Genomic DNA, 26,018 nt, shown 5'->3' on the forward strand with positions numbered 1-26,018 from the left:
GGCCATTTCTACCCCCTTCGCCTTGATTCCCATCCCCGCCGTCGATACGGTCCCGCGCGATTCAAAACCCCCCGCGAGAGCCCGATCTGACGATGGACGCCTCATTGCCCGCCCATATGCGCCCGGAACGCTCGTTCCAGGGCTTCATCCTCGCGCTCCAGCGGTTCTGGGCCGAGCAGGGCTGCGTGATCCTGCAGCCCTACGACATGGAGATGGGCGCGGGCACCTTCCATCCGGCGACCACCCTCCGCGCGCTCGGGCCAAAGCCCTGGAATGCGGCCTATGTGCAGCCCTCGCGACGGCCGAAGGACGGCCGTTACGGCGAGAACCCGAACCGGATGCAGCACTATTATCAGTTCCAGGTGATCATGAAGCCGTCGCCGCCGCACCTTCAGGAGCTGTACCTGAAGTCGCTCGCCGCGATCGGCATCGATTCCGCCGTGCACGACGTCCGCTTCGTCGAGGACGATTGGGAGAGTCCCACGCTGGGCGCCTGGGGCCTTGGTTGGGAGTGCTGGTGCGACGGTATGGAGGTGAGCCAGTTCACCTATTTCCAGCAGGTCGCGGGCTTCGAATGCGCGCCGGTCGCAGGTGAGCTCACCTATGGCCTCGAGCGCCTCGCGATGTATGTGCAGGGCGTCGACCGCGTCTACGACCTCAACTTCAACGGCCGCGAGGGTGACGCCAAGGTCACCTATGGCGACGTGTTCCTGCAGGCCGAGCAGGAATATTCGCGGCACAATTTCGAACATGCCGACACTGCGATGCTGTTCGAGCAGTTCAAGATGGCGGAAGCGGCCTGCCGGAAATATCTCGACGCCGGCTGGCGCGAAGGCGGTAATCGGAAGCAGCATCTGATGGCGCTGCCGGCCTACGACCAGTGCATCAAGGCGAGCCATGTCTTCAATCTGCTCGACGCGCGCGGCGTGATCTCCGTGACGGAGCGGCAGAGCTACATTCTTCGCGTGCGTGAACTGGCCAAGGCCTGCGGCGAGGCCTGGATCCACACCGAAGCGGGCGGAGCGGCCTGATGCCCGATCTTTTGCTTGAACTGTTCTCGGAAGAGATTCCCGCGCGCATGCAAGCCAAGGCGGCCGACGATCTGCGCCGCATGGTCACCGACAAGCTCGTCGCCGAAGGTCTCGTCTACGAGGGCGCGAAAGCCTTCGCGACGCCGCGCCGCCTCGCGCTCACCGTGCACGGAATCCCTGCGCGTCAGCCCGACCTCAAGACCGAACGCCGCGGCCCCAAGATTGGCGCGCCAGACGCGGCCGTGCAGGGCTTCCTGAAAGCGACAGGTTTGAAGTCGCTGGATGAGGCCAAGATCCAGCGCGACCCCAAGGGCGACTTCTACATCGGATTGATCGAGAAGCCCGGCCGCGATGCGATCGACGTGCTCGCGGAAATCCTGCCCGTCATCATCCGCACCTTCCCCTGGCCGAAATCGATGCGCTGGGGCGCGCGTTCGGGAAAACCCGGCTCGCTCAACTGGGTGCGCCCGCTGCACGCGATCACCGCGACGTTCGGGCTCGAGACCGAAGAGCCTGATGTTGTGAAATTCTCGGTGGACGGCATCGAGGCCGGCCAGACCACTTACGGCCATCGCTTCCTTGCGCCCGCGGCGATTTCCGTGCGCCGCTTCGAGGACTACGAAGCAAAATTGCTCGACGCCAAGGTCGTGCTCGACCCCGAGCGCCGCAAGGACGCGATCCTCACCGACGCCAAGCAGTTGGCCTTTGCGCAAGGCTTCGAGCTGGTCGAGGACCAGAACCTGCTCGACGAGGTTGCCGGCCTCGTCGAATGGCCGGTCGTGCTGATGGGCTCGTTCGAGCCGGAGTTCCTGGCGACGCCGGCGGAGGTGATCCGTGCCACCATCCGCAACAACCAGAAGTGCTTCGTGGTGCGCGACCCCAAGACGGGCAAGCTCGCGAACAAGTTCATCCTGGTCGCCAACATCGAGGCGACCGACGGCGGCAAGACCATCATCGCCGGCAACGAGCGCGTGATCCGCGCGCGGCTGAGCGATGCGAAGTTCTTCTACGAGACGGACCTGAAGACGAAGCTCGAGGACCGGCTGCCAAAGTTCGAGCAGATCGTGTTCCACGAGAAGCTCGGCACCCAGGCCGAGCGCATCAAGCGCATCGAGCGCCTTGCCGCGGAGATCGCGCCGCTGGTCGGCGCCGACGTCGCCAAGACGACGCGTGCCGCGCATCTGGCCAAGGCGGATCTGCTGACCGAAGTCGTCGGCGAATTCCCTGAGGTGCAGGGCCTGATGGGCAGATACTACGCGCTGGCGCAGGGCGAGGACGCCTCCGTCGCCGCGGCTAGCGAGGAGCACTACAAGCCGCAAGGGCCTGCGGATCGCGTGCCGACCGATCCGGTGAGCGTGGCCGTCGCACTTGCCGACAAGATCGATACGCTGGTTGGGTTTTGGGCGATCGACGAGAAACCGACCGGCAGCAAGGACCCCTATGCGCTGCGTCGCGCGGCGTTGGGAATGATCCGAATATTGATCTCTAATAATATCAGCCTGCGCTTATGGAATGTCTTTTCCAGCGCTACGACGATCTATCGGAATAGTGGCAATGCGGACGTCATCGCTGGCATCGATGCCTGGATTGGAAAAGGTCGTATCGAGGGTGAAAGCGTCGACGACACATTAACCCGAGTCGTAGAGGGGTTAGGTGCGTCAGGACTCCAGGAATTCTTCGCCGACCGTCTCAAGGTCCAGCTGCGCGAGCAGGGCGCGCGGCACGATCTCGTCGACGCCGTGTTCGCGCTCGGTGGCCAGGACGACCTCTTGATGATCGTCCGCCGCGTCGAGGCGCTCGGAAAATTCCTCGATTCTGACGACGGCAAGAACCTGCTCGCCGGCACCAAGCGCGCCGGCAACATCCTCTCGATCGAGGAGAAGAAGGACAAGCGCAGCTTCGACGGCGCGCCCGATGCCGCGCTCTACAGCCTCGACGAGGAGAAGGCGCTGGCGAAAGCGATCGGCGAGGTCAAGGCGGAAGCCGGCGCTGCGGTCGCCAGGGAAGACTTTGCTGCCGCGATGAGCGCGATGGCGAAACTTCGTCCGCCGGTCGATGCGTTCTTCGACAAGGTTCGCGTCAACGACGACGATGCGAAGGTGCGCGAGAACCGCCTGAAGCTGCTCAACGAGATCCGCAGGGCCACGCGCGCGGTGGCGGATTTCTCGAAGATCCAGGATTGAGGCGCAGCAGCGCAACAAGCACAACCGTCATGCCGTGGCGCGCCACTTGGCGCGAGCCCGGAATCCATTTTTCCTCATCACGCGTGGCACGATGGATTCCGGGCTCGCGCTTCGCGCGCCCCGGAATGACAACCGCGTAAAAAAGTGCCCCACCCGGCGGGGGGAGGACCGGGCGGGGCAGATGTCCGTTCAACACTGCTCGCGCCAGCCTGATATGGCGCGCCGGACATCTAGTCGATCTCGGTCAGTCGATCAGTCCAGCACCTCGACGATGCGGCGCGAGCGCGGCTCGACCAGCACGGTCTCGCCGTTCACGACGGTGTAGCGATAGGTGGTGGCGCCGAAACGTTGCGGCACGTCATAATAAGTGACGCCGCTTTCGGGTAAGGTGGCGCCGACCACCACGCGATCCGGAATCCGGAAGGGCGGCACACGTTGCTCGACGACATATTCGCGGAAGGCCGGCCGCTGCTCGACCGCGATGGTCGGGGCGCTGTCGACCACGGCCGGGGCGCGTCCCACCGTGACACCGCTTTGCGCCTGCGCCGCAAGGGGCGAGCCGGTCGCGGCCGCGAGCGCTGCAAGAGCAAGAATCCTGTTCCGCATGGACAACTCCTTCGACGTGTTTTTTCGGACGCGCCAGTGGCGCGACCGGTTGCCAATGCGTGCCTCATGGCAATGTTCCGGGAAAAGGCCTGCCGCATTCGCGGCAATTTCGGGCAGTTTTCGCGAAGGGCGGAACTCGCGGTGCGTTCTGCGCATCTCTACTCCCGGAACCGGGCCGGCTATGATCCGCGCGCGATTCGTCCCACCTCCACAGAAAGATAGTTCATGCACATCACCGTCGCCCACATTTCGCCGATCCTGTCGTTGATTGCGGGCGTGCTCATCCTGATCATGCCGCGACTCCTCAACCTCATCGTCGCGATCTTCCTCATCGTCAACGGCGCGATCGGGCTCGGGCTCCTGAAGTGGCTCCGCTTCTAGGCGTCACTTTTCGGAACTGTCCGACTTGCGCGGGCCCGCCCAAAGTGGTGTAAGGCCCGCGATTTCCCATTCCTCTCGCAGGTTGTGTGCAAGCTATGGCCAAAGCCGCCTCGAAGCCCAAGAAAATGCCAGCGAAAATGCCAGCGAAATCAAAGTCCTCTGCCGTCGCGAAAGCCGCGCCGCCGGCCCGCAAGACGCTGGCCAAAAGCGCGCCGAAGCCGGTCGCCAAGCCCGCTGCAAAGCCCGCAGCCAAGCCGGCGGCAAAGGCCGTCACCAAGGCGGCTCTGCCGAAGGTCGCCGCGAAGCCCGCACCGAAGAAGGCTGCGCCCGCCAAGGCGGTGCCAGCCGCGGCCAAGGCCGGCAAATGGGTGTTCACGTTCGGTGACGGCAAGGCCGAGGGCCGCTCGGAGATGCGCGACCTGCTCGGCGGCAAGGGCGCCAACCTCGCCGAAATGGCCAATCTCGGCCTGCCAGTGCCTCCCGGCTTCACCATCCCGACCTCGGTCTGCACCTATTTCTACGCACACGACAAGACCTACCCCAGGGAATTGCAGTCGCAGGTTGAGAAGGCGCTCGACTATGTCGGCAAGTTGACCGGCAAGATCTTCGGTGATGCCAAGAACCCGCTGCTCGTCTCCGTGCGCTCCGGCGCGCGCGCCTCGATGCCGGGCATGATGGACACCGTGCTCAATCTCGGCCTCAACGACCAGACCGTGGAAGCGCTGGCCGAATTGTCGGGTGACCGCCGCTTCGCCTTTGACAGCTATCGCCGCTTCATCACCATGTATTCCGACGTGGTGCTCGGCTTCGAGCACCATCACTTCGAGGAAATCCTCGACACCTTCAAGGACACGCAGGGCTACACGCTCGACACGGACCTGTCCGCCGAGGACTGGGTCGAACTGGTCGGCAAGTACAAGGACGCAGTCGCGCGCGAGACCGGCAAGGAGTTTCCGCAGGATCCGCACGACCAGCTCTGGGGCGCGATCGGCGCGGTGTTTTCCTCCTGGATGAACGCGCGCGCGGTGACCTACCGCAAGCTGCACGACATTCCGGAATCCTGGGGCACCGCGGTCAACGTGCAGGCCATGGTGTTCGGCAACATGGGCGAGACCTCGGCGACCGGCGTTGCCTTCACCCGCAACCCCTCGACCGGCGAGAGCAAGCTCTACGGCGAGTTCCTGATCAACGCGCAGGGCGAGGACGTGGTGGCGGGCATCCGCACGCCGCAGGACATCACCGAGGAGGCGCGGAAGGAGTCGGGCTCCGACAAGGCGTCGATGGAATCGGCAATGCCGGAGGCCTTCAAGGAGCTGACGCGAATCTACACGCTGCTCGAGAAGCACTACCGCGACATGCAGGACATGGAGTTCACGGTCGAGCAGGGCAAGCTCTGGATGCTCCAGACCCGCGGCGGCAAGCGCACTGCGAAAGCGGCGCTGCGCATCGCCGTCGAGCTCGCCAATGAGGGCCTGATCTCGAAGAAGGAAGCGGTGACGCGGATCGATCCGGCCTCGCTCGATCAGCTCCTGCATCCGACCATCGATCCCAACGCCAAGCGCGACGTGATCGCCACCGGCCTGCCGGCATCCCCGGGTGCAGCCTCCGGCGAGATCGTGTTCTCCTCGGATGAAGCGGCGAAGCTTCAGGCCGACGGGCGCAAGGTGATCCTGGTCCGCATCGAGACCAGCCCGGAAGACATCCACGGTATGCACGCTGCCGAAGGCATCCTGACCACCCGCGGCGGCATGACCTCGCACGCGGCGGTGGTCGCGCGCGGCATGGGCAAGCCCTGCGTCTCCGGCTGCGGCACAATCCGCGTCGATTACGGCCGCGGCACCATGAGCATCGGCTCGCGCACCTTCAAGACCGGCGACGTCATCACCATCGACGGCTCGCTCGGCCAGGTGCTCGCCGGCCGCATGCCGATGATCGAGCCGGAGCTGTCCGGCGAGTTCGGCACGCTGATGAACTGGGCCGACCAGGTCCGCAAGATCGGCGTGCGCGTCAATGCCGACACGCCCGACGACGCGCGTACCGCGATCAAGTTCGGCGCGGAAGGCATCGGCCTGTGCCGCACCGAGCACATGTTCTTCGAGGAGACGCGCATCCGCACGGTGCGCGAGATGATCCTCTCCGAGGACGAGCAGTCGCGCCGCGCCGCGCTCGCGAAGCTGCTGCCGATGCAGCGCGCCGACTTCGTCGAGTTGTTCGAGATCATGAAGGGCCTGCCCGTCACGATCCGCCTGCTCGATCCGCCGCTGCACGAGTTCCTGCCGCACACCCATGCCGAGGTCGAGGAAGTAGCGCGCGCCATGAACACCGACCCGCGGCGCCTCGCCGACCGCGCCCGCGAGCTCTCGGAGTTCAACCCGATGCTCGGCTTCCGCGGCTGCCGCATCGCGATCGCCTATCCGGAGATCGCCGAGATGCAGGCGCGCGCGATCTTCGAGGCGGCGGTCGAGGCGCAGAAGCGCACCGGCAAGGCCGTCGGCCTCGAGGTGATGGTGCCGCTGATCGCGACCAAGGCCGAGCTGGATCTCGTCAAGGCGCGGATCGATGCGACCGCACAGTCCGTGATGCGCGACACCAACACCAAGCTGGCTTATCAGGTCGGTACCATGATCGAGCTGCCGCGCGCCTGCCTGCTCGCGGCCGAGATCGCACAATCGGCCGAGTTCTTCTCGTTCGGCACCAACGACCTGACGCAGACGACCTACGGCATCAGCCGCGACGACGCGGCGAGCTTCATGGGTCCCTACGTCGCGAAGGGCATCCTTTCGGTCGATCCCTTCATCTCCCTGGATCAGGAAGGCGTCGGCGAGCTCGTCAAGATCGGCGTTGCGCGCGGCCGCAAGACCCGTGCCTCGCTCAAGGTCGGCATCTGCGGCGAGCACGGCGGCGATCCCGCCTCCGTCGCCTTCTGTCACCACATCGGTCTCAACTACGTCTCCTGCTCGCCCTACCGCGTGCCGATCGCCCGGCTCGCAGCAGCGCAAGCCGCGCTCGGCAAGGCCGTCGCCAGCCAGGCGTAAGCGAACTAAAATGCCGGAAAGAGAGAGGCGGGGCCAAGACCCCGCCTCTTTCATTTTTGGCGCCGTTCTCGCCACGCCGTCATTGCGAGCGCAGCGAAGCAATCCAGAGCCTTTCAGCAGAGGGATTCTGGATTGCTTCGCTGCGCTCGCAATGACGAGATTGTTGCACGCGCATGCCGCCACACTTTCGGTGTCATCGCCCGGCTTGCCGCCTTCGCTGAAGCTTCGGCGAGCCGAGCGCACCTGCAGGCCTCGGCGTAGCCTTGGCGGAGCCGGGACCGGGCGATCCAGTACTCCGAGACAGCAGTGGTTGAATCGAGACGCCACGGCGTACTGGATGCCCGCCTTCGCGGGCATGACAGCTGTGGCGTGGAGGCGCTGAGGCACCGGGAACTCATCACACGTCCCGTAATGATACGCATGCGCAAGAGTTCCTTCACCATGCGCGTTGACCGGACGTTTACCGCTTCGCGTGAGGCCGCGTTTACCACTGCGCGACGTCGCCCCGTGGAAAGCCCTGTGTTCGCTTGAGTGTGCCGTATGCGCCACGCGGATTAACGCCCCGGCAACCTAAATTAGATACTTACGATAAGGATCGAATTGCACGGATGTACTGAGTTCGATCAGCCGAGCGTAAGCGTAGCGTGAGCGTATCGATGTCAGTGTTGCGTAACCATCCGAAGGGCGCGCGGTTCGCGTCCTTCGGCATCGGTCTCTGCATCTTCGCATTGATGCCGAGAGAGACCGGCTATCAGGACATTGCCTCCCTGCTGGCGCGCCAGCCCGGCGTCGCCGAGCGTTGGCAGAAGCAAGTGTTTTCCGCTGCGTCCTCGATCCAGCTTGCGACCTACAGCTTCTCGCGGCCGATCGGCACCTCCGCTCCGCAGAGCGCGATGGTTCGGCTCGCCAGCCTCGACGGCCGCGCCACCGGCGCGATCAGCCGCAATCCTGCGCTTCAGGCGCCGCCGCGCTACCAAGCCTCCGACTTTCCCAAAGTCGATCGCTCCCTGAAGGGTGACCGCCTCGCAACCGTCGCGCCGACGCAGGCCCCCGAGACGGTCGCACCGGCTGCAGAGCCGGCACAGGAAGATCCCGCGACGTCGAACCGCTCGGTGTTCGGCGCCAAGACCGCCGAGTTGCCGCAGGTGATGTCGCCGGAATCCGCGGCTGTGCTCGATCCCGAACTCCAGGAGGCGTTGCGCGCGCCGCCGCTGCCGCAATATTCCAATCCGCCGCAGGCCAGCGACGCTGCGCGCGCGCTCGCGACCGCGCCGCTGGAGGCGTTGAAGCGGGCTCCCGCCGCGCGGGCACCGGCGCACGATCCCTTCGCCGTCAAGACCTCGAGCCTGTTCTTCGGCAGCTCATCGCTCGGCGGCAATCTCGAGCCCATCGAGAGCTGGCAGCCGGGCGCCGAGCCGCTGATCGTGATGCCCGATCCCGACATGAAGGTGACGGCTTCGCTGTCGCCTTCACCGGCGGAGATTGACAAGAACATCGAAGGCGGCGAGAGCGTCGCGCCGAAGGGCGAGGTCAACACCGACAGCCAGCGTGCCAGATCGCCGGCGGAGCGGCTCGCACTCGACGACAAGTCGCGCGCGAAATCGGAGAAGTGCCTCGCCGAAGCCGTCTATTTCGAATCCCGCGGCGAGGCCGTGCGCGGCCAGATCGCGGTGGCGCAGGTGGTGATGAACCGTGTGTTCTCCGGCAAATATCCCGAGACCGTGTGCGGCGTGGTCTACCAGAACAAGTACCGCCATTTCGCCTGCCAGTTCACCTTTGCCTGCGACAACAATCCGGACGTGATCCGCGAGCCCGAAATGTGGGAGCGGGCCAGGAAGATCTCCAAGGCAATGCTCGACGGCCAGATCTGGCTCCCCGAGGTCGGCAAGTCCACGCACTACCACGCCTATTGGGTCCGCCCATCCTGGGTCGCCGAGATGAAGAAGATGTACCGGACCGGCGTGCACACCTTCTATCGGCCCCGCAACTGGGGCGACGGCAGCGAGGAGCCGAGCTGGGGCACCCCGGCCCAGACCGCTGCGCTGTCCGCCGAACTCGCGCAGGAAGCCAAGAGCTCCGCCGAGATGGGCGAGCGGCGGTAAGTTTTCTTACCTCTCCCCGCTTGCGCAACTACGCCCCCTCGCCCCGCTTGCGGGGAGAGGGTTGGGGTGAGGGGGACTTTCCGCGAAGACGGTGAAAGTTGGATTCGTGGAGACTCCCCCTCACTCGGAATTCGCGCTACGCGCGCATTCCGGCCTCTCCCCGCAAGCGGGGAGAGGCGAAGACATCACGCCTCGATATCCAGTGCGCAGTCGAAATTCGGCGCCGAATGCGTCAGCGCGCCCGCCGACGCATAATCGACACCGGTCGCCGCAATCGCGGCGATCGAATCCAGCGTGACGCCGCCGGACGCCTCCAGCTCGAGGCGGCCTTCGTTGATCCGCACGGCCTCGCGGAGCATCGCGAGGTCCATATTGTCGAGCAGCACCGCGTCGGCCATCCCGCTGTCGAGCACTTCGCGCAGTTGTGCCAGCGTGTCGACCTCGATCTCGATCTTGACGAGATGGCCCGCGTGGGCGCGGGCGCGCTCCAGCACCGGACGGATGCCGCCGGCCACCGCGATGTGGTTGTCCTTGATCAGGATGGCATCGTCGAGCCCGAAGCGATGATTGAAGCCGCCGCCGCAGCGCACCGCGTATTTCTCAAGTGCGCGCAATCCCGGCGTGGTTTTTCGCGTGCAGCAGATCCGCATCTTCGTGCCTTCGGTGCGCGCGACATAGTCCGCCGTGAGCGTGGCTATGCCCGACAAGCGGCCGACGAAGTTCAGCGCGGTTCGCTCGGCCGTGAGAATGGCGCGCGCGGGACCCGAGATCGTCAGCACATGCTGGCCGCGGGCAACCCGCGCGGCGTCGCGGACATGTGCGCGCAGCTCGATGTCGGGCGACAGCTTCTGCAGGGTCGCGAGCGCCAGCGGCAATCCGGCAATCACGCCGGACTGGCGCGCGACCAGGATCGCTTGCGCTCTCGTCGCTTCCGGGATCGTCGCAAGCGAGGTGATGTCGCCGGCGCGGCCGAGGTCCTCGTCGAGCGCGCGCTGCACGGCCTCGTCGATCGCGAGCGGAGAGAGAAAGGCGTCGGGATAGAGCAGTGAGGTCGGGGTGATCATGGGGCCTCCTTCAGGCGATCATGGATTGCGCGATGCGCGGCAGCGGACGCTCGTTCAGGCTCTCCGCGACCTCGCGCATCGCGACGAGCGTGGTCATCGTTTTCCGAGCCGGCCCGGGAGCGTCAGCGGGATGATCGGAACGGAAATGCGCGCCGCGGCTCTCGCGCCGCGTCCAGGCCGCAGCGGCGACGAGCAGGGCCGAAGTCGCCATGTTGCGAAGGGCGATGTCTCCGGCCTCGCGTTCGAGCACGGCGAAGTGGCGCACGGCGTCCGCAAGCCCGTCACTATCGCGGATCACGCCGACATGCGCATCCATCATCGCGCGCAGCCGCTTCACTGCTACGGCATCAGGCGTGCCGGCGCGCGGCATCACCAACGCATCGGGAAGGCGGTCGGGCGAGGGCACAGGGCGCCCGGCGATGTCGTCGGCAATGCGTGCGGCATAGACCACGGCCTCCAGCAGCGAGTTGGAGGCGAGCCGGTTGGCGCCATGCGCGCCGGTCGAGGACACTTCGCCGCCGGCCCAGAGCCCGTCGATCGAGCTGCGTCCGCGCATGTCCACCGCGATGCCGCCCATGTGGTAGTGTGCGGCCGGCGCAATCGGAATCGGCTGCGCCGCGGGATCGATGCCGGCGGCGATGCAGCTCGCATGCACGGTCGGAAATCTCTCGGCGAAGTGCGATCCAAGCGCAGCCCGCGCATCGAGGAAGGCGCCGCGCCCGGTCGCGATCTCGGTGAACACGCCGCGGGCCACGATGTCGCGTGGTGCAAGCTCGGCGAGCGGGTGGCGCGTGCTCATGAATCGCTCGCCGCTGCCATTGATCAGCGTTGCGCCTTCGCCGCGCAAGGCTTCGGTGGCGAGCGGCGCCGGGTCGCGGCCGACCATGATGGCGGTGGGGTGGAACTGCACGAATTCAGGATCGGCGATCACGGCGCCGGCGCGGGCTGCGATCGCAAGGCCGGAGCCGCTCGCTTCACATGGGTTGGTGGTGACGCCATAGAGATGGCCGATTCCGCCGGTCGCTAGCACGATCGCGCGTGAAGCGAGCACGACCGGTCGTGCAGCGGGATTGCCGGCCTCGCGCAATTGAAGGCCGGTGACGGCGCCGTCCTCGGTCAACAGTGTTTCGGCGACGAAGCCTTCGATCAGGCGGATCGAGGGCGTGCGCCGTACGGCTTCGCTCAGCGCTGCGATGATCGCGGCGCCAGCACCGTCGCCGCGCACATGCACGATGCGCCGCGCGGAATGCGCAGCTTCCCGTCCGACGGCCAGCCTGCCTTCGAGATCGCGGTCGAACGGTACCCCGTAGGCGAGAAGGTCATGGATACGCGGCGCCGCCTCGCGCGCGATCCCGAGTGCAACGGCTTCATCGACAAGGCCGCCGCCGACCGCGACGGTATCGGCGGCATGTGCCTCCGGCGTGTCGCCTTCGGCCACCGCCGCGGCGATGCCGCCTTGCGCCCATGCGGACGACGCGCCCTGTCCGAGCGGTGCCGCCGTGATCAAGGTCACCGGTCGCGGCGCAAGCTTCAGCGCGCAGAACAGTCCGGCAAGGCCGCCGCCGACGATGACGACGTCGTCGATGCTGCGGGTGAGGTCGTGGATGGTGTTTGTTGTCACGGTTCTGTCCTTTCTCTCCACCGTCGTCCCCGCGAAGGCGGGGACCCATACGCCGCGGCGGAAGTTGTTGCGCGACACTGTGCAACGTCGTTCTTCGCAACCACATCTCCCTGTGATTATGGGTCCCGGATCTGCGCTGCGCTTGTCCGGGACGACAGCTGTGTGTGTCGCTAGTTCTTCAGGTTGATCATCCGCTCGACCGAGCGCCGCGCGCGTTCGGCAAGCGCGGGATCGATCGTCACCTCCTCGCGAAGCGTCAGCAGGCTCTCCAGGATGTTGGCGAGCGTGATGCGCTTCATGTGCGGGCAGAGATTGCAGGGCCGCAGCATCTCCACTTCGGGAAGCTCGGCCCGCATATTGTCGGCCATCGAGCATTCGGTGATCATGACGAGGCGCCGCGGCCGCTTCGCGCGCACCCAGTTGATCATGTGCGCGGTCGAACCGGTGAAGTCGGCTTCCGCCAGCACGTCCGGCGGGCACTCCGGATGCGCGATGATCTGGACGGATGGATCGGCCTCGCGAAAGGTCCGCAGCTCCTCGCCCGTGAAGCGCTCATGCACCTCGCAGGCGCCTTTCCAGGCGATGATCTTCACGTCGGTCTTCGAAGCCACGTAGGTGGCGAGGTATCGGTCGGGCAGGAAGATCACGCTTCGAGCGCCCAGACTCTCGACCACCTGCACTGCGTTCGAAGACGTGCAGCAGATATCGACCTCCGCCTTCACCTCTGCCGAGGTGTTGACGTAAGCAACGACGGGCACGCCCGGAAATTTCTCCCGGAGCAGCCGCACGTCGGCGCCGGTGATGCTGGCAGCAAGCGAGCAGCCCGCGCGCGAATCCGGGATCAAAACGGTCTTGTCCGGATTGAGCAGCTTCGAGGTCTCCGCCATGAAGTGCACGCCGCACTGGACGATGATGCCTGCCTTCACCTTGGTGGCTTCGACCGCGAGCTGGAGCGAGTCGCCGCCGATATCGGCCACGCAATGGAAGATCTCCGGGGCCTGGTAGTTGTGGGCGAGGATCACCGCGCCCCGCGCGCGCTTCAGCTCGTTGATCGCGTTGATGGTCGGCGCCATCAGCGGCCATTCGATCGGGGGGATCACGTGCTTCACGCGCTCGTAGAGCGGGGCGGTGGCGCGTTCGACGCCCGGCGTCCATTCCAGCGACGGCATTGGCCACGTCGGTCCCGCGGGCACCGGCGCGGCGCGGGGAGGGGTGATGAGTTGGCCCTGCGGCCGGTTGGCAAGATCGTCGGGGCCGTAAATTCCAGTGATCGGCATTGAAGCCTCCCAGGCATGGTTATTATGCTCAAGATGAGAATATATAGGGCCTGAGAAATCCGGCCGAGAGGCCGGTCAGAGCAGGCTGCCCAATATGCTCAATCTGAGTAAATCGAGGATAGCATGCTCCGATGCGGGCCGCTAGGCCTTGCCGCACACATTCCCGTCAGTTCGCGGCCGCTGCGGCGGGCGAGGCAGCATTGAAACGCAATGCTCCCGCGGCAGCTCCTCGTGGAATGCAATCGTCCTTGGCTTGGCAATCTTTTTGACTTGGGATTTGCATGCAGATGCATTAAACGGCTCTCCCGCGGCGGCTGATCGCGGATTCGCCAACGACAGACGAGGAAGACCATGTCGACACAGATCGGCGAGCTCGCTCCGGCCTCACGTTCCTCCAACTGGCGCACCCCGGCGGTCATCATTCTCTGCGGTTGTGCGATCGGCATGCTCGGCTTCGGTCCGCGCTCGGCGCTCGGTTTCTTCGTGCAGCCGATGAGTCACGAATTCAGCTGGGGCCGCGACGTGTTTGGCCTCGCGATTGCCGTGCAGAATCTGTTGTGGGGGCTGGGCCAGCCGCTCGCCGGCGCGGTCGCGGATCGCTTCGGCCTGTTCCGGGTGATGTGTGTCGGCGCCCTGCTCTATGCCGGCGGCCTGATCTTGATGCGCTACTCCTCGACGCCGCTCTCGCTCGACATCGGCGCCGGCGTCATGATCGGCTTTGGTCTTGCCGGCTGCTCGTTCAATCTGGTGCTGTCGGCGTTCAGCAAGCTGTTGCCGGCCGAGAAGCGCGGCCTTGCGCTCGGTGCCGGCACGGCTGCGGGGTCGTTCGGGCAGTTCCTGTTCGCACCGATTGGCGTCGCGTTGATCGATAATTTCGGCTGGCAGCAGGCGCTCTCCGTGTTCGGCTTCCTGATGCTGCTGATCATCCCGCTGTCGCTGGCGCTGTCGACGCCGCCTGTCGCAAGCACGGCCAACACGGCGCCTGCGGATGAGCAGACCTTCACCAGGGCGCTTGCGGAGGCCTTCGGCCACCGCTCCTACGTGCTCTTGGTGCTCGGCTTCTTCACCTGCGGCTTCCAGCTCGCCTTCATCACGGTGCATCTGCCGGCCTTTCTGGTCGATAGCGGCATCTCGACGCAAACCGGTGGCTGGGTGATCGCGGCGATCGGCCTGTTCAACATCATCGGTTCGCTCAGCGTCGGCTATCTCCAGAACTATCTGCCCAAGCGCTACATCCTCTCGACCATCTACTTCACCCGCGCGCTGGCGACCCTCGCCTTCATCTCGTTCCCGATCACCCCGTTCTCGGCGATCATGTTTGGCGCGATCTCCGGCCTGACCTGGCTGTCCACGGTGCCGCCGACCTCGGCGCTGGTGGCGCTGATGTTCGGCACCCGCTGGCTCGCGACGCTCTACGGCTTCGCCTTTGTCAGCCATCAGGTCGGCGGCTTCCTCGGCGTCTGGCTAGGGGGCATCGTGTTCGAGCGGTTCGGTTCCTACACGCCGATCTGGTGGCTCTCGATCCTGTTCGGCGTGCTTTCCGCACTGATCAATCTTCCGATTGTGGAGAAACCTGTCGAGCGGGCGGTTGCACAGCCTGCCTGATCGGTTAAACAATCCCTGAAACAAGTCAGGGAGTGAAGTCGTGGCCACATTCAAGGCGATCCGGATCGACAAGGCGGACAAGGGCACCACCGCGCAGCTCACGCAGTTCGACGAAGCTGAGCTGATGGACGGTGACGTCACCGTCCGTGTGGAGTGGTCGACGCTGAACTACAAGGACGGCCTTGCGCTCACAGGCAAGGCGCCGGTGGTGCGCCGCTTTCCGATGATCGCCGGTATCGACTTCGCCGGCACCGTCGAAGCCTCCTCGCATCCCCAGTGGAAGGCGGGCGACAAGGTGGTCTGCACCGGTTGGGGCATGGGCGAGACCCATCTCGGCGCCTATGCCGAGAAGGCGCGGGTGAAGGGCGACTGGCTGGTCGCCTTGCCGCATGGCCTGTCGGCGCGCGACGCCATGGCGATCGGCACCGCCGGCTTCACTGCGATGCTCGCAGTGCTGGCGCTCGAGAAGCACGGTCTCTCGCCGAAGAGCGGCCCGGTGGTGGTGACGGGGGCGGCCGGCGGAGTCGGTTCGGTTGCGATCGCCGTGCTCTCGAAGCTCGGCTACCACGTCATCGCCTCGACCGGCCGGGCCTCCGAGGCCGACTATCTGAAGCAACTGGGAGCAGCCGAGATCATCGACCGCAACGAGTTGTCGGCACCGGCAAAACCCCTCGCCAAGGAGCGCTGGGCTGGCGGCGTCGACAGCGTCGGCTCGACCACCCTCGCCAACCTGCTCTCGATGACGAAGTACGGCGGAGCGATTGCAGCTTGCGGCTTGGCGGCGGGCATGGACCTGCCGTCCTCGGTCGCGCCGTTTATTTTGCGCGGAGTGTGCCTTCTCGGCATCGATTCCGTGATGTGCCCGATCGAGCCCAGGAGGGCCGCTTGGCAGCGCCTGGCCTCCGATCTGGATCGAGAAAAACTCATTGAAATAACTAAGGAAATTCCGCTGGCCGAGGTTTCGGATTGGGGCGCGAAAATCCTGGCCGGTGAGGTTCGCGGCCGCATCGTGGTAAAAATTGTCTAACGGCGTTCAGACTTTACCAACCAAGCTGCTTCAATGTCGCCACGGTTCGTATGGTAAGCAGCGGGTAAAGAGACAAAGGCATCGCCCGCTGTGGGGGTTGGGTTCGGAGTTGAGCATGCTTGCGCGTATTGTGTTGGGGGCTGTCACGGCGGCAGCAACGTTTGCGCCCGCCATTGCTGGAAGCATGAACGCCGACGAGGCGCGCCGCTTCGTAGCCGGCAAAGTGTTCGCCTTCACCTGCTTCGACGGCACCCGCGGCGCAGGCCGCATCCTCGACGATCTCGGCGCCGCCGGTGCGGTGCAGTTCTCGGGAGCAGGCCCGGTCCGTCATCTTCGCCTGCCCGGCAATACTCTCCAGATCCGCGGCCAGAACGTCTGTGCCTCGATCAAGGGCATCCCCTTCGAGCCCTGTTTCAACCTGGAAAAGACCGACGATCGCAGCTTCCGCGGCTCGGTGTCGGGCATGGGCTTCGCCTATTGCGACTTCCATCACCAGGGCGGCAACCAGATGCTGATGGCGCGCGCAGCGGCGCGGCCGCGCTCACTGAGAACCTCGGAGCGCACCGGCTCGATCGGCGCATCGAACACCGAAGTCGCCGCGCGCGTCGAGACCCCGCGTGTCGAGAGCAGCCGGCTCGAGCCGGCAAAGTCCGAAGCCAAGTCCGAGCCCGCGAAGAACGAGGGCCCGCTGGAGCTGCGCCGGTCGACCCAATGACTGGCCGCGCGGGACCATCCGCGCCTTTGTCGTCGAAGACGTCCATCGAGCGCGAAGCCGCCGCGCCGTAGTCATACGGGCCGCGGCCTTCATGCGTTGGTAGTTGTTCGCGCCTCAATTTGCGTGTGGCCGGGGGCGGTCCCACGCAAGGGCTCAACGATGTCGCTCTATTTCTTTCGTATCAGCACCGGCCGCTATTCCGGCGCGGCCGACCAGCCGTACGAGTTCGAGGATCGCATGGCGGCCTGGGCCGAGATGACCGAGGTGTGCGCCAATCTGCTCGGCGGCATCGCGCGCAGCCTGAAGCCGAACGCCGAGTGGTGCATGGAGCTGCTCGACGAGAACAAGAAGCCGGTCTTTCGCGTCAGCCTCGTCGGCGAGACGATCGGATGCAAAGCGTCCTAGCTCCGATCTCGAGCTGCAATCCGTAACTTTGACGAGATCATTTCCTTCGCGCTCAATCATCGGCGCGAGCGAGCCGTAGTTTTACGTAGGTTCCTGTTAACGCCTGTTTGCGATTATGGGCGCAATCTCTCGGGACAAGAACCAGCCAGCATTGTTGAACTGACTTCCGCCCTGTCGTCCGTCGCGACGATTGCGGCGCAGGTCATTCGCGCGTTGCTGGCTACTATCGGGATTGTCGTGATGGCGAAATTGTCGATCGTATTCAAGCTGCTGACCGTGCTGTCGGTCCTCGTGCTCTCGCTCGCCGGCGTCGGCGTGATGGCGATCGGCACGATGCAGAACATCAACGCCCATACGGTCGAGATCGCGGAGAGCTGGCTGCCGAGCGTGCGTGCGCTCGGCTCGATGCGTGCCGACATCAACGAACTGCGCGTCGTCCTGCGACTACACCTGATGCAGGAGAGCATCGAAGGCAAGGACGCCGCCGAGAAGCGCATGGCTCCGCTCCGCGAGCGCATCGAGAAGGCGCGCAAGGTCTATGAAGGCCTGATCACCTTGCCGGAGGAACGCGCGATCTATCAGCAGTGGACCAAGGCCTGGGCCGAATACCTCAATGGCGTTCAGGAGACGATGGCGCTGTCGCGCAAGAGCACCGGCCGCTTCCCGACCGATGCCAACGAGCTGCTGCAGACCAAGGTCGCGAAGATGGCTCAGGCGGCCGATCCCCTGCTCCTGAAGAGCATCGAGCTCAACAACAGCGGCGCCGAGGCGGAGACGAAGCAGGCGGCCGACAGCTACGCCACCATCTTCCGCGTACTCGTCGGCATCATCGTTGCAGCAGTCGCGATCGCGATCGCTGCCGCCTACTATCTCGTGCGCGACGTGTCTCGCGGCATCGCCTCGATCATCCGTCCGATGCAGTCGCTCGGCGAAGGTGACCTCTCGGCCGACGTGCCGCATCGCGGCGAGAAGACGGAGATCGGCTCGATGGCGGATGCGCTCCAGATCTTCAAGGAGGCGCTGATCGCCAAGAAGGCCGCCGACGAGGCGGCGGCGCGCGACGCCGAGGCCAAGATCGAGCGTGGCCGCCGCGTCGATGCCATCACCCGCAATTTCGAGGTCATGATCGGCGAGGTCGTCGAGACCGTGTCATCGGCCTCGACCGAGCTCGAGGCCTCCGCAGCCACGCTGAGCGGCACGGCGCAGCGCGGCCAGGAGCTCGCGACCGTCGTTGCGGCCGCATCGGAGGAAGCTTCCACCAATGTCCAGGCGGTGGCGTCCGCCTCCGAGGAGCTGTCGTCCTCCATCACCGAGATCAGCCGCCGCGTGCAGGATTCGGCGCGGATGGCTGCGGAAGCCGTCGAGCAGGCGACGCGAACCAACGAGCGCGTCAACGCGCTGTCGCAGGCGGCCTCCCGTATCGGCGACGTGGTCGAGCTCATCAACACCATCGCGGGCCAGACCAACCTCCTCGCGCTGAACGCGACCATCGAAGCGGCGCGTGCCGGCGAGGCCGGCCGCGGCTTTGCCGTCGTCGCCTCCGAAGTCAAGGCACTTGCCGAGCAGACCGCGAAAGCGACCGGTGAAATCGGGGCGCAGGTTTCGGGCATCCAGGCCGCGACGCAGGAATCCGTCAGCGCCATCCAGGAGATCGGCGGCACCATCGAGCGTCTGTCGGAGGTATCCTCGGCCATCGCCGCCGCCGTCGAAGAGCAGGGCGCGGCCACGCAGGAGATCTCGCGCAACGTTCAGCAGGCCTCGCTCGGCACCCAGGAGGTCTCGTCCAACATCACCAACGTGCAGCGCGGCGCGATCGAGACCGGCTCGGCCTCGGGCGAAGTGCTGTCGGCGGCGAAATCGCTGGCGACCGACAGCACCCGCCTGAAGGTCGAGGTCGCGCAGTTCCTGGAATCGGTCCGCGCGGCCTGACCTTCACGTGCCCGTCTGCGGCGCGGCCGGCGGCGAGGCCTGCCGCCGGAACAGGATGCGTTGGTACAGCCAGCCGATCGCGACCAGCACGACGCCGAGGCACATGAACGAGAGCGCTCGGTAGACGCCCGTCAGCGTCGACATGTCGATGACGAAGGCCTTGAGGATCGTCAGCGCGATGACGGCGGCAGACGCCAGCCGCGCCCGTTCCGAGTTGACGAGGATGCCGACGCCGAGCAGCACCACGCCGAAAGCGAGCCAGCCGATCGAATAGGTGTATTGCTCGGCGCCCGTGGTCGGTCCTGTGGACAGGATCGGCCCGTGATAGAAGCGGCGGATTTCGAGCGTGACATAAGCGAGCGCGAACACGAGCGCGCCGCCGGCAATCGTATTGGCGTAGACCTTGCCACGCTCGCCGACCACCGCATAGGACAGCAGCAGCATCAGCACGGCCGGCAGCGCGTAGCCCAGCAACAGCAGGTTGAAGACGGCGCCGCCGACGTCGGTGTGCCACAGCAGCGGATTCTCCAGGATCAACAGACCGAACACGCTGATGAGCCCGGCGATCGCGGTCAGCACGACCGCGCCGACATTGTGCACGATGCTGCGGCTGCGCAGCCGCAACCGCTCCAGCCCGATCGCCATCGCCAGCGTGATACAGACCTGCAGCGCGAATTCGAGCAGCGAGGGGGCCGCGGTCATGCGGCCGCCGGTCGCAAAGTGCCGGATCTCCATGAAGGCGAGCAGCGCGGTGAACAGGATCGCAGCGGCCTCGACCATGCGCAGCGGCGCATCGTCGGCGCGGCGGCGCAGGAAGACGCTCGCGGCCCAGAACGAAAGGGCCGGCAGGCCATAGCCCCACAGCAGCCAGTTCACAATCGGGGTGGTGCCGACGGCGTCGCCGACGATGCGAGGATCGTAGGCGATGCGTGCGGTGACGAGCGCCGCGAAGATCGCGGCGAGCCAGCGCAGGAACGGAATCGGCCGCTGCATCGAGATCCAGGCCGTGCCGAGCGACATCAGCGCCAGCGCGATCGTGAGCCAGCCCTTCTCCAGCGCGAAGGTCAGCGCCAGCGCCAGTGCGCCGAGCGTGCCGGTCGCGAACAGGGCCGTGGAGATCGCAACGCCCGGCCGGGTCTCGCGGCGCGTGAGCGCCTCGGTTGCAGCGCCGAAGGCGGCGGCGAGCAGCACCGCCAGGATCGCGAACGGGATCGAACGGTCGAGATGAGCGATACGCGCGTAGAGCGCGACCAGGATCGCGACCGGCGTCGCGACGCCGGCCGCCGACCACACCACCGGAATGATCGCCGAATTCGACCGGCCTTGTGCCAGGAAGCCGGCGATGCCGAAGCCGGCGGCGAAGATCGCGGCCGTGACCAAGTGCAGCGTCACCGCGCCGTCGGTCGCTGTCGGTCCGATGCCGGGCATGGGGCCGCCCGGCAGCACCAGCATATCGGGATTGGCGCGCACCGCCCATTCGGCGAACACGATGAAGACGGTCGCCGCGGCCGCACCCAGGGCGCCCGTGGCCGCCGGCGCACGCCAGGCGACGAACAGCGTTCCCGCGACCAGCAGCGTGAAGGCGATCAACGCCAGATCGGCGTGCGCGCTCGACAGCACGATCAGCATCGCGCCGAACAGATAGGCGCCGAGCGCGCTCGACGAGACCGGCTCGATCTCGCCGTCCTCGATTGCAGGTCCGAACATGAAGCCGCAGACGACGAGCAGCGCGGCCAGCACGAAGCCGGCGATGACATGGAAGGCGTGCGGCGCGACCTGCAGTTCGGCGGCGTCGAGACCCGGGAAGATCCAGAGCACGGCGAACACGATTGTCGTGACTGCAAGCCAGCGCCAAAGCCGGATACGGGCGAGACCAAAGCTCGCGGCGGTGACGATCGCAAGATAGATGTAAAGCGCCCAATAGTCCGGCTTGCCGCTGGAGACGAGGATCGGTGTCACGAAGGCGCCGACCACGCCGAGGCCGGCGAGTGCTGGGCCGTGCAACAGCGCGGCGGCAAGCGTGCCGAGCGCGACCAGGCCGAGCAGCACAAAGGCGGTTGCGGGCACGAGGAAGCCGTAGAGCGCGTAGGCCGCGTAGACGGTCGCGAACGCCACCGCCGTGCCGGCGGCGGTGAGGATCGCGGGAATGTTTGCGATCGGCAGTGCCGCGATGCTCGAGATGCTCTCCTTGCGCCGCGTCCATTCGCCGGCGCCCAGCAGCACGGCTGCGAACAGGCCGCCGAGGAATACGCGCACGCCGGGGCCGAGAAGGCCGGCCTCGATCGAATAGCGCACCATGAAGAAGCCGCCGAGCGCGAGCGCAAGGCCGCCGATCCACACCACCCAGCGCGTGCCGAGCCGCTCCTCGAAACCGGGCGCTGGCGCGGGCAGCGGCGGCGGTGCGGCGGCTTCAAGGCCGGCTTCGAGTGGGGGCGGCGAAACATCTGCGGCGATAGGCGGAGGCGGCGCAACCTCGGGCTCGGGCGCAAGCGGCGGCGGCTCTGCCGGCGCTGTTGCGGGCGCCTCCGTCTCTACCGGTGCGGGCATCAACGGCGGCGGCTGCACCTGCCGCTGCGCGTAGAACATCTCTTCGAGCGAGCTCAGCCGGCGGCGCAGCTCGGCGGCCTGGCTGGACGCCTTGATCGCGATCAGGAAGGCGACGATCGCAATGATCAGCGCAAAGACGTCGAATGGGCCGTCGAACATGAAGCCTCCAGGCAACCGGCGGGCAGGGGCCGGCACCCCAAAATATCAGGATCTAGCGCCGGGAGCGCACGCGCAAGCCCGGCGCGGGCCGCTCCTGGAGCACGTCGCGGCGGAAGCGATAGAGCGCCGCCGGCCGTCCGCCCGTCTGTGTCGACATGACGCCGGTCGGTTCGACCAGGGCTTCCATTTCGACCAGGCGACGGAAATTCTGCTTGTGCAGATGCCGGCCGGAGATCGCCTCCACCGTGTGCTGCAGTTCGGTAAGTGTGAATTCAGCTGGCAAAAGTTCAAAGACGACAGGGCGATACTTCAGCTTCGCGCGCAGCCGCGCGATGGCCGTAGCGAGAATCCGGCGGTGGTCGAACCGCATCGAGGTCCCGAGCGGGGGAAGCGTCTTGCGCGCCAATGCTGCAGGGCGGCCGTCGCGGCGGGCCTCCTCGATCAGCCCGGCCTCGTACAGCAGCTCGTAGCGGTCGAGCACGCGCTCCTCGTCCCAGGGCGCGCCGTCGAGCCCGAAATAGAACCGCACGCGATCCTTCCGCGGCAGCGCGCGCGTCGTCTCCGGCGTCTCCTCCTCGGCCCATTTCGTCAGCACCGGGATGATGTCGCGGGCGATGATCCCCGGCGGCTCCTCGCGCCAGTCTTCCCAGGGGAAGAAGCGATACCATGGCGCGAAGCTCGCCGCGTTTGCGGCGAGCTCGCCGTCCACAGGGCGCGTCAGTGCGAGATAGCCGATCGACACCATATGCGCGCCGGTGTCGCCGGCCTCGGCATGGCGGCCGCGATCGCCGAAGGTGTAGAGCTGCTCGACATAGCCGAGCCGCAGGCCCGCCTGCTGCTCGACCCAGGCGCGCAGGCCGATCTCGAAGGTGCGATGGCTCACTGCGTCGAACGGGCCGAACGGCAGGCCGGCAAGCCCGTCGGCACCAGGCGCGGTCAGGATCAGCGGCTCGTGGTTCTCGATCGCAACGATTGCGGCGGTGAGGCCAATCTCGATCGGCGTCAGCTGCGTGTCGCTCATGCGATGATGATCACGGATGGCGGAAGAGAGAAATGCCACCTGGTTGCGGCGGTCTCTCCGCGGGCTCGGTCTGACCTCTCCCGCTTGCGGGAGAGGTCGGCGCGTAGCAGCGCCGGGAGAGGGCTTTTTCCTCTGGGGGATTGCCCCGTCGTGGCGACACCCTCTCCCCAACCCTCTCCCGCAAGCGGGCAGGGCAATCGCATATGGTGCGCACGGTGCGGCGGCATCGGCACTAGGCTCTCTCCCCCGCTTGCGGGGAGGGTTGGGGAGAGGGGGTCCCCGCGCTGGGATTATTGAGATTAACTGAGGACGTCCCTGCGTGGCGAGAGCCCTCACCCGCCGCGCTCTGCGAACGCGTCGGCCTCTCCCGCAAGCGGGAGAGGCGGAGCAAGCCAGCGGACAATCCCCGTGAAATCCATATGCGATTGCCCTGCGTAAGCGGGAGAGGGAGCGCACCTATCTCGTGGCGCCCGGTCATTCGAGCTCGATCACGAAGGGGCGGCCTTCCACCATCATTGCGCCCGGGCCCATCTCGTCGAGCGCGCGCAGCATGCGGCCGTTGCGCCCGAGTGCGCGATCGGCGAGGCCGACGATGCGCCGGTTGGGCGAGGCGATCGGCGAGGCCGCGCGGATCTTCCGCGCGATCTCGATCTCGTCGCGATTCGGATTGAGCGCGCATACCGCTGCAAACGCGCTGGCGGTGGAGCGGCTGATGCCGGCATAGCAATGCACCACCAGCGGTGCACCGCGGTCCCAGCCGCGCACAAAGTTCAGCACCTGCTCGATATGCGCCTCCGATGGTGCGACGAAACCGTCCATCTCCTCGGTGATGTCATCCATCGACACCTTGAGATGGTTGGCTGGCAGCACCGACACCGGACGTGCCACCTGCTCGACATTGGCCATCACCGTCAGCACATGGCTGGCGCCGGTGATGCGGACAGTTTCGGGAAGCGCGGCGAGGGAACAGACGTGGATCATGGGAGACCTTTTTGCCGGCGATTATAGCGAGCGCTCGTGGGGTGGGCAAAGGCGCATCGCGCCGTGCCTACCATTTCGCAACTGCGCGCACGTTGCTCAGGTTGGTGGGCACGGCGCGAGCGCGCCTTTGCCCAGCCTATGAGAGCTACGCAAACACGGCGCCAAACCGCTCCAGAAACTGCTTCTCGGCCCGTGCCGCCGTCCAGGGCGTCATGTAGTCGCGCCGGACGCTGTCGGATAGCCCGGGATCCTTGCCGAACAGGCGTCTGGCCTCGCTTTCGCTGAAGCCGGCAAGCTCGGTCGCTTCCAGATAGGCTGCGCCGCGATCGGCGGCCTTGATGGCTTGCGTGATCTCGTCGGGCAGCACCGGCGGCAGGCCGAAGCGGATATGGATGGCGCCGAGGAGGCGCTTCTCGACCGCCTTGTAATGGCCGTCGAGTACGGCCTTGAACGGCGAGATCATGTCGCCGATCACATATTCAGGCGCATCGTGCAGCAGGGCTGCCAGCCGCATGCGCTGGTCGGCCCGCGGCATCTCGTGCCGCAGCACGGTTTCCACCAGCAGCGTATGCTGCGCGACCGAGAAGATATGCGCGCCGATGGTCTGCCCATTCCAGCGCGCGACGCGGGCAAGGCCGTGCGCGATGTCGGCGATCTCGATGTCGAGCGGCGAGGGATCGAGCAGATCGAGCCGCCGGCCCGACAGCATGCGCTGCCAGGCGCGGGACTGCGCATCGCGCGCGGTCTTCTTCGCCGTCATTTGGCCTTGAGGCGCGGCTTGCGCTGCGTCTTGCCGCAGGCGGCGTGACAGTGGCAGTCGACGAGATGATCGTTGACCATGCCGGTCGCCTGCATGAAGGCATAGACGATGGTCGGGCCGACGAATTTGAAGCCGCGCGAGGACAGCTCCTTGGAGATCTGCACCGACAGCGGCGTAGAGGCGGGCACGCTCGCCGTGGTCTTGAACTTGTTGACCAGCGGCCTTCCGTCCATGAAGTCCCACAGCAGCTTCGAGAAGCCCGGGCCTTTCTCCATGATGTCGAGATAGGATTTCGCGCTCAGGATCGCGCCATCGATCTTGGCCTTGTTGCGCACGATGCCGGCATCGTTCATCAGCGCATGGACCTTCTTCGCGTTGTAGCGCGCGATCTTTTCCGGCTGGAAATCGTCGAAGGCTTTGCGGAAATTGTCGCGCTTGCGCAGGATCGTGATCCAGGACAGGCCGGCCTGGAAGCCGTCGAGCATCAGCTTCTCGTACAGTGCGCGGTCGTCATATTCCGGCACGCCCCATTCGGTGTCGTGATAGGCGACGTAAAGCGGATCTTCGCCAGGCCAGGGACACCGTTTCAGGCCATCGGGATGCAGGCGGGCGGCACGGCTCATGCGATGGGCTGCTTGGCTGGAATTCGAACGACGTCTGGTTCAGCGAGCGTGAGCGGCAGCCCACCGGCAGTGAGCGGCTGGCCCGCGTCGAGCGCTTCGGCAACGCGGTCGATGCGCACGAGGGCAATGCCCTTGCCGCCGGCGGTCGAGCCGATGGTGCCGACCGGCTTGTCGCCGGCAAGAATGGTCGTGCCCGGCTCGGGCGACGCACCGTCGAGCAGCACCTTCACGCTGCGCGTGCGTGCAGTGCCGCGATGCTGCATGCGCGAGACGACTTCCTGGCCGACGTAGCAGCCCTTGTCGAAATCGACGCCGGCGAGACGATCCATGTTGGTCTCGTGCGGGAACGCATCGCCGTACATGAAATCGAGCCCGCCGCGCGGGACGCCGAGCGCAATGCGGTGCGCCTCGTATTCGGCCGCATCGACCAGCTTGGCACCGATCAGGTCGGACAGCTTCTGCTTGAGATTTTCCGGGATCAGGATGCGGGTGCCGAGCCCGTCGTTCCGCGGATCGATGAAGGCGAGGTCCGGCTGGGCGGCGGGCTGGCCGTCCCAGGCCGCAAGCACGCCGAGATCGTCGGAAAGGTTGTCCACCGTGACCTTGGCCCGCAGCTTGTAGAATTTCAGCTTGGTGGCGAGGCTATCTGCCAGCGCTTTCGGGCAGTCGATCAGGAACCCGCCGCCGTGACCCGCGGGGGCCTCCGTGATCAGGAAATCCACGATGATCTTGCCCTGTGGCGTCAGCAGCGCGCCGAATCGCCCCAGGCCCGGTTTCAGCCTGTCGACGTCGGTCGTGACCAGGCCGTTGAGGAAGTTGCGCGCATCCTCGCCCGCGACCTTGAGCACGCCCCGGTCGAGAAGAAACGCCGATTTCATGCGAAAATCTCTTGCGACATGTTGCTCCGGAACGTAAGCCCGCAACGCATAAACGACAAGACCTCGAG

Annotated in this window: 20 protein-coding genes; 10 read left to right on the forward strand and 10 right to left on the reverse strand. The window is 66.0% G+C overall.

From position 1 onward, the window contains the following. Positions 1-92 precede the first annotated feature (92 nt). Together EDE08_RS00945 and glyS are read left to right on the forward strand one after the other, a co-directional pair. Complete coding sequence (locus tag EDE08_RS00945) at positions 93-1,031, forward strand: glycine--tRNA ligase subunit alpha (RefSeq protein WP_131866323.1); 939 nt, start codon at positions 93-95, stop codon at positions 1,029-1,031. After that, positions 1,031-3,214 (forward strand): glycine--tRNA ligase subunit beta, encoded by a 2,184-nt coding sequence (glyS, locus tag EDE08_RS00950; protein ID WP_131866325.1) that lies wholly within the window; start codon positions 1,031-1,033, stop codon positions 3,212-3,214. Before EDE08_RS00945 ends, glyS begins: the two co-directional genes overlap by 1 nt. A gap of 252 nt (positions 3,215-3,466) precedes the next feature. Here the strand turns inward: glyS and EDE08_RS00955 are convergent, their stop codons facing one another. Continuing rightward, positions 3,467-3,820 carry a DUF1236 domain-containing protein gene (locus EDE08_RS00955; protein ID WP_061878711.1) on the reverse strand — a complete coding sequence of 118 codons (354 nt, stop codon included), beginning with the start codon at positions 3,818-3,820 and terminating at the stop codon, positions 3,467-3,469. 225 nt (positions 3,821-4,045) lie between these two features. Between EDE08_RS00955 and EDE08_RS00960 the strand changes: the two genes are divergently transcribed. The 3 genes from EDE08_RS00960 (at position 4,046) to EDE08_RS00970 (ending at position 9,338) form a co-directional block, all read left to right on the forward strand. Beyond that, positions 4,046-4,201, forward strand: a complete 156-nt coding sequence (locus EDE08_RS00960; RefSeq protein ID WP_008562090.1) for a DUF3096 domain-containing protein — start codon at positions 4,046-4,048, stop codon at positions 4,199-4,201. A gap of 95 nt (positions 4,202-4,296) precedes the next feature. Further along, complete coding sequence (gene ppdK / locus EDE08_RS00965) at positions 4,297-7,236, forward strand: pyruvate, phosphate dikinase (protein WP_165935702.1); 2,940 nt, start codon at positions 4,297-4,299, stop codon at positions 7,234-7,236. A 656-nt stretch (positions 7,237-7,892) separates the two neighbouring features. Continuing rightward, on the forward strand, positions 7,893-9,338 hold the full coding sequence (locus tag EDE08_RS00970) for a cell wall hydrolase (protein WP_165935701.1): 1,446 nt from the start codon (positions 7,893-7,895) through the stop codon (positions 9,336-9,338). A 185-nt stretch (positions 9,339-9,523) separates the two neighbouring features. Here EDE08_RS00970 and nadC read toward each other — a convergent pair whose 3' ends face one another. The 3 genes from nadC to nadA form a co-directional block, all read right to left on the reverse strand. After that, positions 9,524-10,402 carry a carboxylating nicotinate-nucleotide diphosphorylase gene (gene nadC / locus EDE08_RS00975; protein WP_061878476.1) on the reverse strand — a complete coding sequence of 293 codons (879 nt, stop codon included), beginning with the start codon at positions 10,400-10,402 and terminating at the stop codon, positions 9,524-9,526. Positions 10,403-10,412: 10 nt separating this feature from the next. Next, complete coding sequence (locus EDE08_RS00980) at positions 10,413-12,023, reverse strand: L-aspartate oxidase (protein WP_131866330.1); 1,611 nt, start codon at positions 12,021-12,023, stop codon at positions 10,413-10,415. A 170-nt stretch (positions 12,024-12,193) separates the two neighbouring features. Further along, the gene (gene nadA / locus EDE08_RS00985; RefSeq protein WP_131866332.1) at positions 12,194-13,300 is read right to left on the reverse strand and encodes a quinolinate synthase NadA; all 1,107 of its coding nucleotides are present in this window, start codon (positions 13,298-13,300) and stop codon (positions 12,194-12,196) included. Between the two features lie 351 nt (positions 13,301-13,651). Here nadA and EDE08_RS00990 point away from each other — a divergent pair, with 351 nt between their 5' ends. From EDE08_RS00990 to EDE08_RS01010, 5 genes are all read left to right on the forward strand, one after another. Then, complete coding sequence (locus EDE08_RS00990) at positions 13,652-14,905, forward strand: MFS transporter (RefSeq protein ID WP_131866334.1); 1,254 nt, start codon at positions 13,652-13,654, stop codon at positions 14,903-14,905. A 40-nt stretch (positions 14,906-14,945) separates the two neighbouring features. Further along, complete coding sequence (gene acuI, locus EDE08_RS00995; protein WP_131866336.1) at positions 14,946-15,932, forward strand: acrylyl-CoA reductase (NADPH); 987 nt, start codon at positions 14,946-14,948, stop codon at positions 15,930-15,932. 115 nt (positions 15,933-16,047) lie between these two features. Beyond that, positions 16,048-16,647 (forward strand): hypothetical protein, encoded by a 600-nt coding sequence (locus tag EDE08_RS01000; RefSeq protein WP_061878471.1) that lies wholly within the window; start codon positions 16,048-16,050, stop codon positions 16,645-16,647. Positions 16,648-16,806: 159 nt separating this feature from the next. After that, complete coding sequence (locus EDE08_RS01005; RefSeq protein ID WP_131866338.1) at positions 16,807-17,052, forward strand: DUF6894 family protein; 246 nt, start codon at positions 16,807-16,809, stop codon at positions 17,050-17,052. A 240-nt stretch (positions 17,053-17,292) separates the two neighbouring features. After that, complete coding sequence (locus EDE08_RS01010; protein WP_165935700.1) at positions 17,293-18,981, forward strand: methyl-accepting chemotaxis protein; 1,689 nt, start codon at positions 17,293-17,295, stop codon at positions 18,979-18,981. Between the two features lie 3 nt (positions 18,982-18,984). Here EDE08_RS01010 and EDE08_RS01015 read toward each other — a convergent pair whose 3' ends face one another. The 6 genes from EDE08_RS01015 to ygfZ form a co-directional block, all read right to left on the reverse strand. Continuing rightward, positions 18,985-21,687: a DUF2339 domain-containing protein gene (locus EDE08_RS01015; protein ID WP_131866342.1), complete on the reverse strand. Its 2,703-nt coding sequence runs from the start codon at positions 21,685-21,687 to the stop codon at positions 18,985-18,987. Positions 21,688-21,739: 52 nt separating this feature from the next. Further along, complete coding sequence (locus tag EDE08_RS01020) at positions 21,740-22,708, reverse strand: NUDIX hydrolase (protein WP_131866344.1); 969 nt, start codon at positions 22,706-22,708, stop codon at positions 21,740-21,742. Between the two features lie 474 nt (positions 22,709-23,182). Then, positions 23,183-23,689: a tyrosine phosphatase family protein gene (locus EDE08_RS01030; protein WP_131866347.1), complete on the reverse strand. Its 507-nt coding sequence runs from the start codon at positions 23,687-23,689 to the stop codon at positions 23,183-23,185. 145 nt (positions 23,690-23,834) lie between these two features. Then, a complete protein-coding gene (locus tag EDE08_RS01035; protein WP_131866349.1) occupies positions 23,835-24,449 on the reverse strand; it encodes a YfbR-like 5'-deoxynucleotidase in 615 nt (204 codons plus the stop codon). Then, complete coding sequence (locus tag EDE08_RS01040; RefSeq protein WP_131866351.1) at positions 24,446-25,072, reverse strand: DNA-3-methyladenine glycosylase I; 627 nt, start codon at positions 25,070-25,072, stop codon at positions 24,446-24,448. The genes EDE08_RS01035 and EDE08_RS01040 overlap by 4 nt, the downstream gene beginning before the upstream one ends. Further along, positions 25,069-25,950: a CAF17-like 4Fe-4S cluster assembly/insertion protein YgfZ gene (ygfZ, locus tag EDE08_RS01045; RefSeq protein ID WP_131866353.1), complete on the reverse strand. Its 882-nt coding sequence runs from the start codon at positions 25,948-25,950 to the stop codon at positions 25,069-25,071. The genes EDE08_RS01040 and ygfZ overlap by 4 nt, the downstream gene beginning before the upstream one ends. Positions 25,951-26,018 lie beyond the last annotated feature (68 nt).

The sequence above is a fragment of the Bradyrhizobium sp. R2.2-H genome, assembly GCF_004346455.1.
In the GTDB taxonomy this organism is placed as follows: Bacteria; Pseudomonadota; Alphaproteobacteria; order Rhizobiales; family Xanthobacteraceae; genus Bradyrhizobium; species Bradyrhizobium diversitatis.

What these genes read in the sequence shown, in the direction of transcription:
- EDE08_RS01040 (WP_131866351.1), bottom strand. Translation starts at nt 25,072, where the DNA reads ATGAGCCGTGCCGCCCGCCTGCATCCCGATGGCCTGAAACGGTGTCCC.
- EDE08_RS01015 (WP_131866342.1), bottom strand. Translation starts at nt 21,687, where the DNA reads ATGTTCGACGGCCCATTCGACGTCTTTGCGCTGATCATTGCGATCGTC.
- ppdK (WP_165935702.1), top strand. Translation starts at nt 4,297, where the DNA reads ATGGCCAAAGCCGCCTCGAAGCCCAAGAAAATGCCAGCGAAAATGCCA.
- EDE08_RS00990 (WP_131866334.1), top strand. Translation starts at nt 13,652, where the DNA reads ATGTCGACACAGATCGGCGAGCTCGCTCCGGCCTCACGTTCCTCCAAC.
- EDE08_RS01035 (WP_131866349.1), bottom strand. Translation starts at nt 24,449, where the DNA reads ATGACGGCGAAGAAGACCGCGCGCGATGCGCAGTCCCGCGCCTGGCAG.
- EDE08_RS01005 (WP_131866338.1), top strand. Translation starts at nt 16,807, where the DNA reads ATGTCGCTCTATTTCTTTCGTATCAGCACCGGCCGCTATTCCGGCGCG.
- EDE08_RS01000 (WP_061878471.1), top strand. Translation starts at nt 16,048, where the DNA reads ATGCTTGCGCGTATTGTGTTGGGGGCTGTCACGGCGGCAGCAACGTTT.
- nadA (WP_131866332.1), bottom strand. Translation starts at nt 13,300, where the DNA reads ATGCCGATCACTGGAATTTACGGCCCCGACGATCTTGCCAACCGGCCG.
- glyS (WP_131866325.1), top strand. Translation starts at nt 1,031, where the DNA reads ATGCCCGATCTTTTGCTTGAACTGTTCTCGGAAGAGATTCCCGCGCGC.
- EDE08_RS01020 (WP_131866344.1), bottom strand. Translation starts at nt 22,708, where the DNA reads ATGAGCGACACGCAGCTGACGCCGATCGAGATTGGCCTCACCGCCGCA.
- EDE08_RS00970 (WP_165935701.1), top strand. Translation starts at nt 7,893, where the DNA reads ATGTCAGTGTTGCGTAACCATCCGAAGGGCGCGCGGTTCGCGTCCTTC.
- nadC (WP_061878476.1), bottom strand. Translation starts at nt 10,402, where the DNA reads ATGATCACCCCGACCTCACTGCTCTATCCCGACGCCTTTCTCTCTCCG.
- EDE08_RS00960 (WP_008562090.1), top strand. Translation starts at nt 4,046, where the DNA reads ATGCACATCACCGTCGCCCACATTTCGCCGATCCTGTCGTTGATTGCG.
- EDE08_RS00945 (WP_131866323.1), top strand. Translation starts at nt 93, where the DNA reads ATGGACGCCTCATTGCCCGCCCATATGCGCCCGGAACGCTCGTTCCAG.
- EDE08_RS01010 (WP_165935700.1), top strand. Translation starts at nt 17,293, where the DNA reads ATGGCGAAATTGTCGATCGTATTCAAGCTGCTGACCGTGCTGTCGGTC.
- EDE08_RS00955 (WP_061878711.1), bottom strand. Translation starts at nt 3,820, where the DNA reads ATGCGGAACAGGATTCTTGCTCTTGCAGCGCTCGCGGCCGCGACCGGC.
- EDE08_RS01030 (WP_131866347.1), bottom strand. Translation starts at nt 23,689, where the DNA reads ATGATCCACGTCTGTTCCCTCGCCGCGCTTCCCGAAACTGTCCGCATC.
- ygfZ (WP_131866353.1), bottom strand. Translation starts at nt 25,950, where the DNA reads ATGAAATCGGCGTTTCTTCTCGACCGGGGCGTGCTCAAGGTCGCGGGC.